The organism is Bacillus aquiflavi, from assembly GCF_019915265.1.
In the GTDB taxonomy this organism is placed as follows: domain Bacteria; phylum Bacillota; class Bacilli; order Bacillales; family Cytobacillaceae; genus Bacillus_BT; species Bacillus_BT aquiflavi.
Genome location: NZ_CP082780.1, coordinates 1,718,239 through 1,737,481 on the forward strand (window position 1 = coordinate 1,718,239; position 19,243 = coordinate 1,737,481).

The 19,243-nt window shown below is 35.6% G+C and carries 5 protein-coding genes and 1 pseudogene; 5 read left to right on the top strand and 1 reads right to left on the bottom strand.

From position 1 onward, the window contains the following. The first annotated feature begins 13 nt into the window (after nt 1-13). Nucleotides 14-15,304 carry a non-ribosomal peptide synthetase gene (locus K6959_RS08255; protein WP_316252546.1) on the top strand — a complete coding sequence of 5,097 codons (15,291 nt, stop codon included), beginning with the start codon at nt 14-16 and terminating at the stop codon, nt 15,302-15,304. A 215-nt stretch (nt 15,305-15,519) separates the two neighbouring features. Here the strand turns inward: K6959_RS08255 and K6959_RS08260 are convergent, their stop codons facing one another. Further along, nucleotides 15,520-16,608 carry an NAD(P)-dependent alcohol dehydrogenase gene (locus K6959_RS08260; RefSeq protein ID WP_163242826.1) on the bottom strand — a complete coding sequence of 363 codons (1,089 nt, stop codon included), beginning with the start codon at nt 16,606-16,608 and terminating at the stop codon, nt 15,520-15,522. 227 nt (nt 16,609-16,835) lie between these two features. On the opposite strand from K6959_RS08260, the gene K6959_RS08265 reads away from it, so the two are divergent. The 4 genes and pseudogenes from K6959_RS08265 to K6959_RS19070 all read left to right on the top strand — a co-directional run bounded on the left by K6959_RS08265 (nt 16,836) and on the right by K6959_RS19070 (nt 19,156). Continuing rightward, nucleotides 16,836-17,591, top strand: a complete 756-nt coding sequence (locus tag K6959_RS08265) for a class I SAM-dependent methyltransferase (RefSeq protein ID WP_163242827.1) — start codon at nt 16,836-16,838, stop codon at nt 17,589-17,591. A 201-nt stretch (nt 17,592-17,792) separates the two neighbouring features. Further along, nucleotides 17,793-18,266: pseudogene (locus tag K6959_RS19060) on the top strand (3' terminal RNA ribose 2'-O-methyltransferase Hen1); the annotation flags it as partial. Nucleotides 18,267-18,473: 207 nt separating this feature from the next. Then, on the top strand, nt 18,474-19,010 hold the full coding sequence (locus K6959_RS19065) for a methyltransferase domain-containing protein (protein ID WP_262421978.1): 537 nt from the start codon (nt 18,474-18,476) through the stop codon (nt 19,008-19,010). Then, complete coding sequence (locus K6959_RS19070; RefSeq protein WP_246234816.1) at nt 19,007-19,156, top strand: hypothetical protein; 150 nt, start codon at nt 19,007-19,009, stop codon at nt 19,154-19,156. The genes K6959_RS19065 and K6959_RS19070 overlap by 4 nt, the downstream gene beginning before the upstream one ends. Nucleotides 19,157-19,243: the final 87 nt, after the last annotated feature.

Genomic DNA, 19,243 nt, shown 5'->3' on the forward strand with positions numbered 1-19,243 from the left:
TGTCCAGTTTGAAATCGACAGTGATCTAAGTGCTAATCTAAAGAAGATGGCAAAAGAACATGGTGTCACACTATATATGCTTCTTTTAGCTGGATATACTGCACTGCTTTCAAAATATACCGGTCAAGAGGATATCGTCGTAGGCTCCCCGATTGCGGGAAGACCTCATGATGACTTGAAAGATGTGATCGGAATGTTTGTCAATACCCTTGCGATGAGAAATTATCCAACAGGGGACAAGTCATTTTGTGATTACTTAACAGAAGTCAAAGAGACTGCCTTAAAAGCTTATGAAAATCAAGATTATCCTTTTGACGAACTAGTTGAAAAGCTGGATCTAGAAAGAGATACGAGTAGAAGTGCTTTGTTCGATACGATGTTTGTACTGCAAAATTTAGACACTTCTAACGAAAATATGAAAGGATTAAAATTTGAAACATATGAAAATAAAGTAAATATAGCTAAATTTGATTTAACTTTATCAGCAATTGAATCAAATAATAGCATAAATTTTGGTTTAGAATATTGCACAAAACTGTTTAAGAGAGAAACTATCGAAAGAATATCCGGCCACTTTGTTAATCTTTTAAAGGAAACTGTGAGTAATCCTGAAATTAAATTGGATCAAATCGAACTCCTTTCGGGGGAAGAAAAACATCTCCTATTAAATGAGTTCAATAACACTAAAGCCGATTATCCGAAGGATAAAACCATTTATGAGCTATTCGAGGAACAAGTTGATCGCACGCCGGACAATGTGGCTGTCGTCTTTGAAGACAAGCAGCTTACGTATCGAGAGCTGAACGAAAAATCAAATCAAGTAGCGAGACTGCTTCAGAAAAAAGGGGTTCAGCCAGACACAATCGTAGGTATTATGGTCGAACGTTCTTTAGAAATGATCGTAGGAATGATGGGGATTCTAAAGTCCGGGGCAGCGTATTTACCGATAGACCTTGAATCTCCAGAAGAGCGAATCAAGTACATGGTTGAAGATAGCGGCACAAAGCTTGTATTAACGCAGGCTCACTTATTTGAAAAACTCGATTTTGCCGGCAATGAGCGTGTAAGTAAAATCGCGATAGATGACGAAACAATAAACAATCAAAAGCGAACAAATTTAGAGCGAGACAGTAATAGAGATCATTTAGCTTATGTTATTTATACGTCAGGTTCTACCGGTTCTCCAAAGGGAGTACTAATTGAACATCATTCTTTAGTGAATTTATGCCATTGGTATGTAGATTTCCATGAAATAAAAGAAAGTGATCGCATAACAAATTATTTGAAAATCTCATTCGATGCTTCAATAGGTGAAATTTTCCCATGTTTAATCACAGGAGCTACCTTATATGTTTTAAATCCAAACATCAGACTTGAGATGGACAAATTAAATGACTATATGAATCACAACGGCATAACAGTAGCCACTTTACCATGTAAAGTAAGTGAACAGTTTATTTTACAGGAAAACGATTCTTTAAGAATGCTCATAGTTGGCGGTGAAAAATTAAAAGTAAATCAAGATACCCGCTATCAGATTGTAAATGCTTATGGACCGACAGAAAATACGGTAGCGACAACAAGCTTTTTAGTAGATAGAAAGAGTCATCATATTCCAATCGGAAAACCACTTTATAACACTAACATTTATATTGTAAATAAAAATAGTCACATTTGCCCGATTGGAGTCATTGGAGAATTATGTGTCTCCGGAGAAGGGTTAGCGAGAGGATATTTGAACAATCCAACATTAACTGCGGAGAAATTCGTAGAAAATCCTTTTGTCAGCGGCGAAAAGATGTATCGTACAGGTGACCTTGCAAGATGGATGCCAGATGGAAATATTGAGTTTCTAGGCAGAGTCGACCACCAAGTGAAAATACGCGGTTATCGAATAGAGCTTGGTGAAATCGAAAGTCAATTATTGAAGCATGAGGATATAAAAGAGGCGGTAGTAATAGCTAGAGAAGATGAGGAAAATCATGCATACCTATGCGGCTATATCGTTTCCGAAAAACAATTGCCTTCAACCAAAATAAGAGAATTTTTGGAGAAAGAGCTTCCGCATTATATGATTCCAGCCTATTTTGTTCAGCTGGATAGATTGCCACTTACGTCAAACGATAAAGTGGACAGGAAGGCATTGCCAGAACCGGATAGAAATAATCAATCAGGAGTAAAATATGAAGCACCAAGAAATCAAGTAGAAGCAACACTTGTGGGAATTTTTGGGGATATTCTAGGTATAGAGGATATCGGGATCGATCATAACTTCTTTGTTTCTGGAGGAGATTCTATTAAGGCTCTGCAAATTGTGTCTAAATTATCTAGAGTGAATCTTAAGCTAGAAGTGAAAGATTTATTTGCAAACCCTAAAATAAAAAATCTTAGCAAGTATGTGAAAAGGCAAAAGAAGCTACAAAAGCCTTATGAAATAGTTGAGGGAAAAGTAGAATTAACCCCAATACAAAAATGGTATTTCGATAATAACAAAGAAGAATTGGATCATTTCAATCAGTCTTTTATGCTCTTTAGAAAAGAAGGGTTTGATAAAGAGAGAATAGTGAGAGTGTTTAATAAGATTTTAGAACACCATGATGCTCTTAGAATGATATATGAGGAAAAGGATGGAGACATAGTTCAATACAACAGAGGGTATAGCGAGAACCTTTTCGATTTATATATGTATGATATTAGAGGACTAGATAATAAAGCGGAAAGAATCTATAAACTTGCAACAAATATTCAAAAGAAGTCTTCGATTAAAGATGGGAAAATTGTTAACCTTTGTCTATTTCAATCAGATGAAGGCGATCACCTTCTTATTGCGATCCACCACCTTGTAGTAGATGGAGTATCGTGGAGAATTCTCTTCGAAGATTTTGAAACTCTATATTCTCAGGAGTTAAAAGGCCAAAAATTAGACATTGGATATAAATCTGATTCTTTTAAACAATTCGCATGTAAGTTAAAGGAATATGCTCATAGTAAAAAATTATTAAATGAAAAAGAGTATTGGCAAAGTGTAGCGAAGGCCAAAGTTAAATTTATCCCTAGAAAAAAAGAAATGAATAGGGACACATTTGAAAATAGTAAAACAATCAGCATTTCATTAAATAGGGAAAAAACGATGAACCTGCTAAGGAAAGCTAATAGAGCATATAGCACAGAAATAAATGATATATTGCTAACTTCTTTATTAGTCGGTACAAGGGAATTGACAGGCGAAAACAGGATAAAAATAAATATGGAAGGGCATGGAAGAGAGGATATTTTAGATGATGTAGATATTAGCAGAACTGTAGGCTGGTTCACAACAATGTACCCAGTGCTTATCAATTTAGGAAATGAAAAAGAAATATCTACTAATATTAAAATGGTAAAAGAAATTTTAAGAAAAATTCCGAATAAAGGAATTGGCTTCGGTATATTAAAATATTTAACAAAAGACAATGAGTTATTAAATGAACAAAAAGCACCGATTTCATTTAACTACTTAGGCGAAATGGGTCATGATGTTAATAGAAACGAATTTTCAAGTTCAAAATTTTCTTATGGAGAAAGTATCGGCGGAAAAATTTCAAGGAATAATTCAATAGAAATAAACTCAGTGATTATTAATAATGAATTGTTCATCAATACAACATTTAATGAATTAGAATATGATGAAGTAACAATAAAAAATCTAAATGAAAATTTTAAAGAAAGTCTTGAAAAAATTATTGACCATTGCCTAAGTAAAACAGAGGTCGAAAAAACACCTTATGATTATGGAGATACAAAATTAACCTTAAGTGAACTTGAAGCAATTAAAGAAAAATACAGCCACTCTAATATCGAAAAAATATATCCATTGGCAAATATGCAAAAGGGAATGTTGTTTCATGCTCTAGAAAACAAAAAATCAAAAGCATATTTTGAACAAACCGTAATGGATATAAAGGGATATATTGATGAAGAAGTATTAGAGAATAGTTTTAATAAAATAATGCAACGATATGAACTACTAAGGGCATCATTTGAATATGAAACTGTTGAGGAGCCTAGACACGTAATAATAGAAGATCGAAAAATAATTTTCCGGTTTTTTGACATTAGAGAAAAAGATACGACCGAAAAAGATATCTTTATTAAAAAATATAGAGAACAAGATAAGGAAAAAGGCTTTAATTTAAGTATAGATACATTAATAAGAGTTTGTCTGGTTAGAACAGATGAAGACTTATATAAGTTAATCTGGAGCCATCACCATATTTTGATGGACGGCTGGTGTCTTGGAATCATATTAGGCGAATTATTCACTATATATGGAAAAAGGATAAGTGGAGAAAAATATGAATTACCAGAAACAAAACCTTATAGCGATTATATAAAATGGTTAAAAGAACAAGATACAGAGGAAGGCAGAACTTATTGGAAACACTATTTAAGTGGGTATGAAGAAAAAGCAGAGATACCAAAATTAAATAGTGCAAAGAGTAATAAGGAGTATGTCAGGAAAGAGAAAGTAATTGAGTTTTCAAGTGAACTAACTAACGAAATTACAAAGCTGGCAAATAGAAATAACGTAACTTTTAATACAGTATTCCAAAGTATTTGGGGAACTATTTTGGCAAGATATAATAATACAGAGGAAGTTGTATTTGGAACTATTGTTTCTGGCAGAGAAGCACCAGTAGACGGAATTGAAAAGATGATTGGTTTGTTTATTAATGCTCTTCCAATTAGAATAATAATCGGGAGAAATAGTAAGTTTAAAGAGATTTTAAAAACCGTCCAGAGTGATGCTATAACTAGTAATAACTATAACTATATGAATCTAGCTGAAGTTCAAGCAATGAGTGAATTAAATAAAGATCTAATTGATCATATTATCGTGTTTGAAAACTATGCTGTTGATGAACGTGTTTCTGGACATGGAAAAATGGATATAGGCTTTAATGTTGAAGATTTAAATGCAGAAGAGCAAAGTAATTACAGTTTCAGTATTGCAGTAACTCCTGGTGAAAAGTTAAATTTAGTTTTAACTTATGATGGAAATGTTTATGATGATGAAATAATAGATAACATAGGATTGCATATTGAAAAAGTAACTGAGCAAGTTGTTGCTGATGAGAATAAGAAGATAAGTGAAATAGATATCATTTCAGACGAAGAAAAAACGGTTTTATTGTACAAATTTAACGACACGGAAGCAGATTATCCAAAAGAGAAGACAATCCATCAATTGTTTGAGGAACAGGTAGAGCGAACACCAGAAAATATGGCAGTTGTTTTTAAAGATAAGAAATTAACTTATCGGGAGCTGAATGAAAAGTCTAATCAAATTGCAGCTTTGCTAAGAGAAAAAGGTGTAAAACCTAATACTGTTGTTGGTATTATGGTTGAACGTTCACTTGAAATGATAGTCGGCATATTGGCAATATTAAAAGCTGGGGGAGCATATCTTCCGATTGATCCTGATTATCCAGAGGATAGAATAACATACATGATAGAAGATAGCGGGATAAAAGTCTTGTTGAAAAAAGAACACAAAAAAGTGAATGGTGATTTAATTTGTATTGATATGAACGTAGAGGAGACTGAGGAGAAATTTACAGGTAAATTGCCTAACGTAAATAATTCCAGTGACATGGCATATATAATCTATACATCAGGCTCCACTGGAAAACCAAAAGGTGTTGTCGTAAATCATCAATCTATTCTTAATACGTTATGTTGGAGGAAAAAATCATATCAATATAGTGAATCTGATATTACATTACAGGTGCCTACTTTTTCATTTGACAGTTCTGTAGAGGATATTTTTACGACTTTAATTTCCGGTGCTAGGTTAGTTTTAATAGAGGATTTAAGATTAAATTTCAATAAATTTATTGATACCATTCAAAATAATAAAGTGACTAATTTGTTAGTTGTTCCTAGTTTCTATAATAGTTTATTAAATACTATCGATAATCCTTTAGAAAATTTACGATTTGTGACAATTGCAGGTGAAGGATTTAATGAAAATTTAATTAAAAAACATTTTGAAAAAATGCCCCAAGTTAGATTATTTAATGAGTACGGACCATCCGAAAACAGTGTTTGTTCTACATTATATGAATTAAAACAGGGAGATCAGAAGGCTCTCATTGGTAAACCAATAACTAATAACAAGGTTTATATTATCAATAGAGAAGATGATTTAGCACCATTAGGAGTCGCAGGCGAACTCTGTGTAAGTGGAGAAGGTTTGGCGCGCGGCTATTTAAATAGACCAGAACTAACCGCGGAGAAATTTGTTCCAAACCCATTTGTCCCAGGAGAAAGAATGTATCGGACAGGGGATCTTGCGAGAATGCTGCCTGATGGAAATATTGAGTTTTTAGGCAGAATCGATCATCAAGTGAAAATACGTGGTCATAGAATTGAACTTGGTGAAATTGAGAATCAACTCCTAAAACATGGAGCAGTGAAAGAAGCTGTCGTGATCGCAAGAGAAGACAAAGACCACCAACCATACCTTTGTGCCTATTTCACTTCTAAAAAATCGAAGGATGCATCAATGACCAAAGAGATAAGAAAGCTTTTGGAACAAGTGCTTCCGGAGTATATGGTTCCTGCGTTTTTTGTTCAGCTGGATAAGCTACCGCTTACTGCAAATGGGAAAATAGACCGCAAGGCCTTACCAAAGCCTGACGGAAGTGAAATCGTTGGGACGACGGAGTATGAGGCGCCAAGAAATGAAGTGGAAGAAAAGCTTGTCTCGATTTGGCAAGACATTTTAGGTGTAGAAAAGATTGGGATCAACCACCACTTCTTTGAAATGGGAGGACATTCTTTAAAAGCGACGACGATGGTGTCTAGAATCCATAAAGAACTTATGGTTGAGCTTCCGTTACGGCAAGTTTTTCAAACGCCTACTATTAAAGGCATTGGAGAATTCATTCGTTCGACAAAAGAAAGTAAATTTTCAGCGATCAAAAAAGCGGAAGAAAAAGATTATTATCCACTTTCATCTGCGCAAAGAAGGCTCTATATTTTAAACAAGATCGAAGGTCATGGAGTTTCTTATAATGTTCCTTTCGCGATGAAAATAACAGGTGATTTTGATCTACACCGATTGGAAAAAGCATTTTGTCAACTAATCGAAAGACATGAGGCGTTAAGAACTTCCTTTATAATGGTAGATGGTGAGCCAGTTCAACGAATTGAAAAAGAAATAGACTTTAAAGTGATCTATCGAGAAGCAGATGCCACTCATCATGTAGACGAGATGATAAACGAGTTAATTCAACCATTTGATCTAGAAAAAGCGCCCCTGTTACGAGTTGAAATGATCAAAACGAAGGAAGATGAGCACATCATGGTGCTCGATATGCATCATATCATTTCAGACGGGGTATCAATGGGAATCTTTACACGGGAATTGGCTGAGTTATATGAGGGGAAAGAATTATCACCATTAAACCTTCAGTACAAAGATTACTCTGCATGGCAAAGAGAGTTGTCCACAAAAGAAGAAATGAAGAGACAAGAAGCTTATTGGCTTAATCTCTTTAAAGATGAAGTACCTATGTTGAATATGCCGACAGACTATAAAAGACCGCCAATCCAAAGTACAGAAGGTGACCTTGTCCAGTTTGAAATCGACAGTGATCTAAGTGCCAATCTAAAGAAGATGGCAAAAGAACATGGTGTCACACTATATATGCTTCTTTTAGCTGGATATACTGCACTGCTTTCAAAATATACCGGTCAAGAGGATATCGTCGTAGGCTCCCCGATTGCGGGAAGACCTCATGATGACTTGAAAGATGTGATCGGAATGTTTGTCAATACCCTTGCGATGAGAAATTATCCAAAAGGGGACAAGTCATTTTGTGATTACTTAACAGAAGTCAAAGAGACTGCCTTAAAAGCTTATGAAAATCAAGATTATCCTTTTGATGAACTAGTTGAAAAGCTGGATCTAACAAGAGATATGAGTAGAAGTGCGTTGTTTGATACGATGTTTGTCATGCAAAACTTTGATCATGATGAATTTGAGATGAAAGACTTAACCTTTGCGCCGTACGAAATGGAAGCACATGTCTCTAAATTTGATTTGACCCTCACCGCTATTGAAGAAGATCAAAAAATCAAATGTGTATTGAATTACGGCACTAAACTATTTAAGAAAGAGACGATGGAAAGACTAGCGAAACATTTGATCCATATTTTCCAAGCAATCATCGATCAGCCTGAGCGAAGTCTTCACGACATTTCAATGCTTTCGGAAGAAGAAACCGAAAGGTTGTTATATGAGTTTAATGATACAAAAGCTTATTATCCGAAGGATAAAACGATCTCTCAATTATTTGAAGAACAGGTGAAGCGAACGCCTCATCATGTGGCTATCAAGTTTGAAGACAAGAAGCTGACATATCTAGAACTCAATGAACAAGCCAACCAATTGGCAAGACTGCTTCAAGACAAAGGGGCAAAACCAGGGACAACAGTAGGAATAATGGTGGAAGTATCCCTCGAGATGATCATTGGAATGATGGCCGTATTAAAAACGGGAGCTGCCTATTTGCCAATTGACCCTGAACAATTGCACAAACGAACGAACGCCATTCTAAAAGACAGTGGTGCCAGCTTATTGATCGTAAAAGGGAATTTAAAGGAAACTCTCTGCTTTAATGGAGAAGTGATCCGTGTGGAAGACAGCTCTATCAAAGAAAGGGACACATCCAATTTAGCGGTGGATTACGTCTCCGATCAACATGCTTATCTTATTTACACATCGGGATCGACCGGCACACCAAAAGGTGTCTTTATTCGACACTGTCATGTTGTGAACTATATGACATGGTTTACAACAGAAGCGAAGCTTCAAACAAAGGATAAGACGATGTTAATGTCTTCCTATGCTTTTGACTTAGGGTACACAAGTCTTTATTCAGCGCTTTTAAATGGGTGTGAGCTTCATCTTGTCAAAAAAAACGTCTATTCTAATGCCTACAAGGCATTAAAGTATATAAAAGAACAGCGAATCACTTATTTGAAACTGACACCTTCTCTCTTTAACGTGATGATCAATGACCCAAGCTTCTCAGTTGATCGGAGCTGTGAAACCTTGCGGTTGGTCGTACTGGGCGGCGAGAAAATGAACCCAACAGACGTTGAAACGTTTTATCAATATTATCCGAACCATGTAGTGATGAACCACTATGGACCTACAGAAGCGACAATCGGTTCGGTCTATCAGGTGATTGATTCTCATCATCTCGCTTCCTTCAACGAATGCCCAGTAATAGGCAGACCGATTCAAAATATGAGGGCATACGTAGTGGACAAGCAAATGAATCTCGTTCCAGAAGGTGTGTACGGAGAATTGTGCCTAGCAGGGGAAGGAATAGCCAGCGGCTATTTAAACCGGGCGAACTTGACAGAAGAAAAGTTTGTTCAAAATCCGTTTGAACCGCATGAAAAAATGTATCGAACAGGAGATCTTGTTCGAAGACTATCGGATGGCCGAATCGAGTTTGCGGGCCGAATCGACAGCCAAGTAAAAATAAGAGGATATCGAATCGAACTGGAAGAAATCAAAAATCAGCTCGTTAAACATGAACAAATCCAAGAAGCATTTGTCATCGACCGGGAAGGGAAGAATGGCAGTAAGCACTTGTGTGCATATATTACATCCCGGAAGGAACTGTCGTTTGACGAATTAAGAGCGTATCTAACAGAAGAAGTACCAGATTACATGATTCCGTCTTATTTCGTTCGGATGGAACAGATCCCGTTGACGCCAAATGGAAAGGTAGACCGAAAGGCCTTGCCGGAGCCAGATGTGAGTACAGGAGTAGACTATGTAGAGCCAAGAAATCAAGTAGAAGAAAAACTCGCGCAAGTATGGGAGGACATATTAGAAGTCGAGCCAATCGGGATTACTCATAACTTCTTTGCCTCTGGGGGAGACTCGATCAAAGCTTTACAAATTATCTCCCAATTATCAAGAGAAGGCATCGCTTTAGAGATGAAAGATTTATTTACTTACCCAGAGATTAGGCTTTTAAGTAGCTATGTCAAAACAGAAACAATCAACCAACCATCGTATGACATCGAAACAGGAGAAGTTTTCCTTACTCCAATTCAAAAGGCGTATTTTATAGGAGGGAAAGAAGACTTAAACCATTATAATCATGCCATCATGTTGTACCGAAAAGACGGATTCTGTGCGGAGATGGTTCAGGAAGTTCTTGAAGAAATGATGAAGCATCATGATGCCTTAAGAATGATCTATCAAGAAGAGAAGGATGAGGTGCTTCCATATAATCGAGGAGTAGAAGAAAATCAGTTTGGCTTTTATGTGTATGATCTTTCGAAAGAGGACGATCTTGATGAGAAAGTTCATGAACTTGCGACTAGATTACAAAAAAAGCTCGATATAACAGAAGGTCCTCTTATGAATGCGGCTCTGTTTCAAACGGATAAAGGCGATCACCTGTTGCTTATCATCCATCACCTCGTAGTAGATGGAATCTCTTGGAGAATTATATTAGAAGATTTAGCACTCGGATATAGTCAATTAGTGAAAGGTGAAAAAATAACGTTTTATCCAAAAACGACTTCTTATAAAGAATATGCTTCTCAGCTCCATGAGTACGCTAAAAGTGAAAAGCTGCTTAAAGAAAAGAGCTATTGGTTGGATGTATTAAAGGAAAAAGTAGATTTTCTAGAAACGAAAGAGACTGTCGAATCATTTAAATACGAAGATAGTCAGACCTTTAGTACAGTTCTTGAAAAAGAAGAAACAAGACAGCTGTTAAGGGAAACAAACAAAGCATATCATACCGAGATCAACGATCTCTTAATTACGGCTCTTTTAATGGCCGCATGCCGTGTAACAGGTGAAAATCGAATGAGATTTAGCATGGAAGGTCACGGAAGAGAACAGATCATCGCAGGAATAGATATGAGTCGAACAGTCGGATGGTTTACGACTAAATATCCTGTATTCATTGACTTAGGAAATGAACATGATCTGTCAATGGTCATTAAAATGGTCAAGGAATCTTTAAGAAAAATTCCTCATAAAGGGATCGGCTACGGGATATTAAAGTATTTGACTGAAGACAAAGACTTATGGAATGGAGAACAGCCGCCTATCTTATTTAATTATTTAGGTCAAATGGATAAAGAACTCAATAACACCGTCTTTTCTTCTTCATGGCTCCCGACAGGAGAATCGATTGGCGGCAAACGCACAAGAGAAAATGCCATGGAAATAAATGCGGTTGTCTTAGGCGGACGATTAATGATCGATACGACCTATAATACAACAGTCTATAGCGAAGACGTTGTCAAGGAATTTATGGAGGTATACAAAGAATCCCTTCACACCGTGATTGATCATTGTGTCTCTAAAGAAAGGGCTGAAAAAACGCCAGTTGATTATGGAGATAAGGAATTAAGCCTCCAACAGTTAGAAAGTATTCAAACAAAATATAACGATTTTGAAATAGAGAAAATCTATCCATTGGCAAATATGCAGCAGGGGATGTTATTCCATGCATTAGAAGATCAACAATCAGGCGCATACTTTGAACAAATGGTCATCGACGTGAAAGGATCGATAAATGCAGATTTATTTGAAGAAAGTTTAAATGACATCATGAAGCGACATGAAATTCTTCGGACAGCCATTGAATATGAAATAACAGAAAAACCAAGGAATGTCATTCTAAAAGATCGCAAGATCGGATTTAAATACCGTGATATTCGCCGCCAAAAGGTTGAACAACAACAGGAAAGCATAAAAGAATATATGAAACAAGACCGAGAAAGAGGGTTTGATTTTACTCAAGACCCGTTAATCCGATTGGAGCTCATTCAAACCGGTGAAGAGGCTTATACAATCATTTGGAGTAATCATCACATCTTATTTGATGGATGGGGCCGCGGCATTATTTTAGGAGAGTTGTTCCATATTTATGGAAACAAACGGGCAGGGCGAGAACAGCTTTTAGCAGAGCCAAAACCGTATAGTGACTATATTAAGTGGTTGGAAGAACAAACAAAAGAAGACGGAATTCATTATTGGAAGCACTATTTAGAAGGTTATCAAAAACAAGCTAAAATTCCATCATTCAAAAGGGATCGAAGTCCAAGCGGTGATCATTACAAAGAGAAGGTTCTTGCGCTTTCAAACGAATTGACGACGAAAATGACCGCTTTGGCCAATCGAAACCATGTCACATTAAATACCCTCTTACAAAGTGCGTGGGGGATTCTTTTAGCTAAGTACAACGAGACAGACGACGTCGTATTTGGTTCTGTAGTTTCTGGAAGAGACGCCAAAGTCGCCGGAATTGAAAAGATGGTGGGGCTGTTTATCAATGCAATCCCAACGAGAATAAAGATGGAAGCTCACGAAAGCTTGAAAGATCTTTTCAAGAGGGTTCAAGAACAAGCAATAGAAAGTCAAGCATATAGTTACATGAATTTATCAGATGTTCAGTCCCTTAGTGAACTAAAACGGGATTTACTTGATCATGTGATGATCTTTGAAAATTATGCCTTTGATGAACGCAAGCAAGAAGAAAGTGACATTGGCTTTATGTTCAAGGACATAAAGGGGAATGAACAAACTAATTATGGCTTTACAATCGTGGCCATTCCTGGGGAACAGCTCATTTTAAAGCTGGCTTATGATGAAAATCTCTATCCAGAAACAATCATCGAGAACATGACAAATCATTTAACAAATGTGATTGAGCAGCTTGTACAGGATGAGGATCAGAAAGTAAGTCAAATCGAACTTCTTTCAGGGGAAGAAAAACATCTCCTATTAAATGAGTTCAATAACACTAAAGCCGATTATCCGAAGGATAAAACCATTTATGAGCTATTCGAGGAACAAGTTGATCGCACGCCAGACAATGTGGCTGTCGTCTTTGAAGACAAGCAGCTTACGTATCGAGAGCTGAACGAAAAATCAAATCAAGTAGCGAGACTGCTTCAGGAAAAAGGGGTTCAGCCAGACACAATCGTAGGTATTATGATCGAACGTTCTTTAGAAATGATCGTAGGAATGATGGGGATTCTAAAGTCCGGGGCAGCGTATTTACCGATAGACCTTGAATATCCAGAAGAGCGAATCAAGTACATGGTTGAAGATAGTGGAACGAATATTATCCTTACAAACAGGGAAACGGCAGTAAAATTTAAAAAGAAAGAAGTCGTATTTTTAGATGAGGATTTTAATCATTATTCCACTAAAAACGTAAAGGAAAGAAGCAATTTTGACAACCTTGCTTATATTATTTATACTTCGGGTTCTACTGGTAAACCAAAAGGTACTATGATTAAGCATAGAGGCTTAGCCAATTATATAATATGGGCAAATAAAGTATATGTAAAAGGCGACGTTCTAGATTTTGCTTTGTATTCGTCATTCTCATTTGATCTTACTGTTACTTCAATATTTACACCTTTAATTTCTGGTAATAAAATTGTTATTTATGGAAATGACGGGGATGAACCAATAATAAGAAAAATATTTAAAGAAAATAAAGTCGGTATAGTCAAACTGACACCATCACACTTAAGTTTGATAAAAGATATTGATAACAGTAATTCAAGTATTAAACGTTTGATATTAGGAGGAGAAAATTTAAAAACTGAATTAGCAAAAGAGGTTTTTCAAAGTTTCAATCATCATGTTGAAATTTATAATGAATATGGACCTACAGAAACAACTGTTGGCTGTATGATTTATAAATATGACTTTAATCGAGATCATGATCATTCTATACCAATTGGAAAGCCAGCTGATAATGTTCAAATTTATATTTTAGATCATAATCAAGAGGTATTACCGATTGGCCTAACAGGGGAACTTTATATAAGTGGTGATGGTGTTGCCGCTGGTTATCTAAATAGACCAGAATTAACATCCGAAAAATTCATACCAAACCCATATGTTCCAGGTCAAAGAATGTATCGAACGGGAGATCTTGCAAGGCTCTTGCCGAATGGAAATATAGAGTTTTTAGGAAGAATTGACCATCAAGTGAAAATTCGCGGATATCGAATTGAACTAGGTGAAATAGAACACCAAATAGCAAAGGTTAGTAATGTCAAAGAAAATATAGTTGTTGCAAGAGGAAATGGCGAAAATAATCAGCATCTTTGTGCATATGTAGTTTTAGAAAATGCTGAGGAAGATACGTTTACAGAAGTGAAGGAACATTTATCAAAAGAGCTTCCTCATTATATGATACCAGCATTTTTTGAACAGCTTAACAAATTGCCTTTAACAACAAACGGGAAGGTGGATATCAATGCCTTGCCTATGCCGGATGGAAATGTTAATAAAAGGTCTGAATATGAACCGCCAAGAAATAATTTAGAAGAAAAACTTGTTAACATATGGGAAGAGATTCTGAATATTAAAGGAATAGGCATAAATACTAATTTGTTTGAGATCGGAGCAAATTCCTTAAATGTTATGACATTTGTTTCAAAGTTATTCACAGAGTTGCATTTCCGAATACCATTTAAAGATATATTTGATAAACCTACAATTCGAAGCTTATCAAAATTCTTAGAAAATGCTAAAGAAACGTTAAAAGATTATACGGATGATTGTATTCAACTTAGCAGCTCTACAATAAGCGATAAAAAATTATTTTGCTTTCCACCAGCTGCTTCAATTGGAATAGCATATATGGGACTAGCAAAGCACCTAAAACGATATTCAGTTTACAGTTTTAATTTTATTAAATCCGAAAATAGAATTAAACAATATGTCAAAGAAATAAAAAAGATTCAACCAAAAGGACCATATACATTAGTCGGATATTCAGCAGGTGGAATTCTTGCATTTGATGTGGCTAAAGAGTTGAATAAGCAAGGATACGTAGTCGAAGACCTTATTCTAATTGATTCAAAATATCGGACAACCGTAAAAAAAAATCGTTTAACAGAGGAAGAATGTAAGAAAGAGCTTTATGAGAAATTTAATCTTAAACGCTATAAAGATTTAGAGCAATTAGTAACTAACTATTTAATGGAATTAGTAATGAAATCCTATATGTATATACACAACTCAATAACAGATGGCAGTATTGACGGAAACATAAGTTATATTAAATCGGTAAAAGAAAAAGATGACGATGATATTTTATTATGGTCAAATGCAACAACGAAAAAATTTAGAGTCATTCAAGGATTTGGTACTCACAGTGAAATGTTATCAAATTCAAATCCTGAAATGATTGAAAAGAATGCTAATATTATAAATGAAATATTAGCATTTCAAACAGTGTAACCATTATAGGGCTGCCTTAAAAGTCATAAATATGACTTTTAAGGACAGCTCTTTCTCGTATTTTTAAAGAAAAACGGAACATAAAAGCGATTTTTTAACTTCTTTCATCTGCTTTATTTTAATGACTTTGACAGCGCCGAAATCGTTAGTTTATTCACTTTGATTTCGTCTAACGACGAAGGAAAGTTGCCTTAGAGCACTGTGATATCATCATACTAGCTAATTTTTACGATAGGTTTAATCGTCAAACCTTTTTTGGAATCTTCAAATGCTGTGTTAATGTCATTGAAGTGATAGAATTTCACTAATTTATCGAATGGGAACAGTCCTTTTTTATAATATTCGACTAATTCAGGAATAAATAACTGCGGGACGGCATCACCTTCTATAACTCCAACCATTGTTTTTCCTTCTGCCATAATTTCTTCATGTACATTAATATTCATTTCGGGTGTTACCCCGACAATTGCTAGTTGACCAAGCGGACGAAGTGCGCGAAGAGCTTGACGGATTACAATTGGGACTCCTGTAGTATCAAGACCATAATGTGTACCGCCATCCGTAATCTCTTTCATCCTCCCTACGACATCTTCATGTTTACTGTTAATAATATGTGTTGCTCCTAATTCTTTCGCAACTTCAAGACGGCTATCATGGATATCTACAGCAATAATATTTTTACATCCTGTTATGTTCGCGGCCATAATTGCACTTAATCCTACTGCACCAGTACCGTAAACGGCAATTGAAGTTCCAAATCGAGGCTTTAGTCGATTTAATACTGTTCCACTACCCGTTTGGATCCCACAGCCTAAAGGTCCTAACAAAGCTAAATCAACATCCTTGTCCACCTTCACAACGTTTCTTTCGTTTGCAACTGCATATGTAGCAAAAGAAGATTGGCCAAAAAATGTAGAAAGTTCATGATCATGTTGCTGTAATCGATGTGTATGATCTTCCATTTTACCGCCAAAATTTAACTCATTAAAATTCGTACAAACAGTTGGATGCCCTGTCAAACAATTTTCACAATGCCCACAAGAAGCAAAAGATAATACAACATGATCTCCCGGTTGAATCGTTTTTACTCCTGCTCCTATTTTCTCAACAACCCCAGACCCTTCATGTCCTAACACTACTGGATATGGTGTTGTTCCAAGATCACGTGCTACTGCATCTGTATGACAAACACCAGATGCAACGATTTTAATTAACACTTCATTTGCTCTTGGCTCGGCTAATTCGACTTCTTCAATTTTAAATTGTTCTCCCTTTCCATAGGTAACAGCTGCTTTAATTTTCATAAAAGTCATCTCCTCTATTTAAAATTTATAATTATTTTTCCCTTAAACTTCGTTCAATATAAGTTATCGGTTGATTTGTTTTAGTTAATCAGAAGCGCATAAAGTGTTGCCAAGTTTGTTCTCCTCTAACAAATTCGCCAATTTCTTTTAAAATATATCGCTTGAATTAAATGAATATAGTACAATAATTCAAAAATAAGTAGAAATTTAAAATGGAGGAAAGATCCATGTTTAGTTATTATGGCAAGCTAAGTACAGAACTTTATGATTTTACTAAACCAGTAGGTCAGTCGATTGATGGTGATATTGAATATTATGTGGAACGATTACAAAACGTTGAAGGAAAAGTGTTGGAAGCTGGAGTGGGTTCGGGGAGAGTGATGATTCCACTGTTGGAAAAAGGTTTCGTCGTCGATGGAATAGATGATTCGCCTTACATGTTAGGCTCCTGTAGAGAACGTTGTGCCAAGCGAGGACTGACACCACAATTATATGAAATGAGAATTGAAAATTTCCAATTACCTGATCAATATGAAGCGATCATCATGCCTACAGGATCGTTTTGTCTTATCGATAATCATGAAGATTCCATTCGGGCATTAACATGTTTTAAAAGCCATTTAGTTCCTGGGGGGCGGATTATAATCGACTTGTTACTCCCTAATAATTTTAAAGCGGGTGAAATAACGACGGAAACATTTGCCCTTCCTAATGGAGAAGGAATTACTATGGAAAGTAAATCAATTGAAATCGATTGGGTTCATCAGCGGACAAAAACATATTTAAAATATGAAAAATGGAAGAATGGAAAACTAATAGACACCGAGTTACAAGAATTTATCTTACGATGGTATGGGATCGAGGAGTTTAGATTGATTTTAGAACAAATTGGTTTTAGAAATATTTCTTGTTCTTCTGGATATGTGTATAATAAATATCCAACCAACCCTAAAGAAGTGATTACATTTGAGGCTTACAAATAATGAAGAAACAGAGTTTACATATGCAAAATTGAAGGGATGTTAAACAATATGTAATTAAGTATGAAAGTCCTTGGTGAGGGTGCAAAGGTTTTATCTTATTTATTAGCTAAAAACCCTAATAATTTGTATGATCGGAATGAAAAATCCAACCGTGTATGACTTGTTTATACATCTATAGAAGATAATGAAACAGAAGCAGTTATTTTTGTTACTTTTGATCCGGTAGAATTAGTGAGAAACAGTCCTAACTATTTTGATATTACACAATACATAAATGATCGAGAGTTTGTCGTAAGCAGTTTGTTTTGTTCCTCAATCCGAAAGGCTTTAGGAACAGCGTTGAACGGAAAACCGAAAGAAGAATATAAAGAATGGGTGAACGATCCTTTTGAAATCTGAATTAGTTTTGGACCTGTTGCTTCTCATTTATCTAATCAACAAATTAATCAGTTGTTTGAACCTTTAGGGTATACGGTTGAAATTGAACGAGGAGAGGCAAACTATTCTTTTCATGTAAAGCGGGAAAGCTCAATAAGATTTATAAATTTAAAAGGTAAAGTTACTTTACAAACAGCGTTGCGGCACTTATTTATTCTAATTCCTGTTATCGATAACTACAAACATTACTATATTGACGAAAAGGAAATAGAAAAATTAGAAAGGTATGGTGAAGGATGGCTGGAAAAGCATCCATTAAAGGAATATATTATTAAACAATCACTCCGTTTTTCTGAACTTATTCATAAAGTTCATCTTCCTTTAGCGAATGAAAAACAGGAAAGCACTGATGTTAAAGCAGATGAAACGAAGGTTCGTTTAAATCAGCTACGTTACGAAGCAATTGTTGAAAAAGTTGCATCGCTATCAAGGAAAGAAAAAATTATAGATTTCGGTTCTGGAGAAGGGAAGCTATCTGTCCGCTTAGGCTACATTCCTGGGGTAAAAGAGATTCTAGCAATTGAGCCTTCTGAAACTGCTCAGTTGGGTGCGATTGAAAGATTTGAAAAAGAAAAGAAAGCTGAAGGCTATGTAACTCCTACTCCCTTATTAGGTTCGCTATTTTACTATGATGAAAGATTATTGAACAAAGATGTTATTATTTTATGTGAAGTGATCGAACATGTTGCGGAATATCGTTTGCAAAAGATCATGAAGACAATTTTTAACGAATACAAGCCTAATACGTTAATTGTAACAACGCCAAACCGAGATTATAACGCCGTTAATCAAATGGATGAAGCAGTACGGCATTCAGATCACCGTTTTGAATGGACGAGAGAAGAATTTACATCCCACTGTAGAGTGTGGGTACAAAACGTTCCTTACACGGCGGAACTCGAAGGGATTGGACAAGAGCATGAACATTATGGTCACCCTACACAAATGTGCACATTTATGAGAAAGGAGGGGCATGCATGACGATTGAACTTTCATTACCCTATGCCGGAATTGTTTTGCTAATTGGACCTTCAAATAGCGGAAAAACTACTTTTCTAGAAAAATGGATTAATCACGGTATATTGAAATCATCAGAGGTCGTTAGTTCGATCAGTTTCGTTTATTAGTAAGTGATAACGATTTTATTGATTGGGCAGATCAACCGCAAGATGAAGCTAATATATTAAAAAAAGACTATCAATTAACATCTGAAA

Excerpts from the sequence above, each read along its gene's own strand:
- K6959_RS08260 (WP_163242826.1), bottom strand. The coding sequence starts at position 16,608 with ATGAAAATTAAAGCAGCTGTTACCTATGGAAAGGGAGAACAATTTAAA.
- K6959_RS08265 (WP_163242827.1), top strand. The coding sequence starts at position 16,836 with ATGTTTAGTTATTATGGCAAGCTAAGTACAGAACTTTATGATTTTACT.
- K6959_RS19070 (WP_246234816.1), top strand. The coding sequence starts at position 19,007 with ATGACGATTGAACTTTCATTACCCTATGCCGGAATTGTTTTGCTAATT.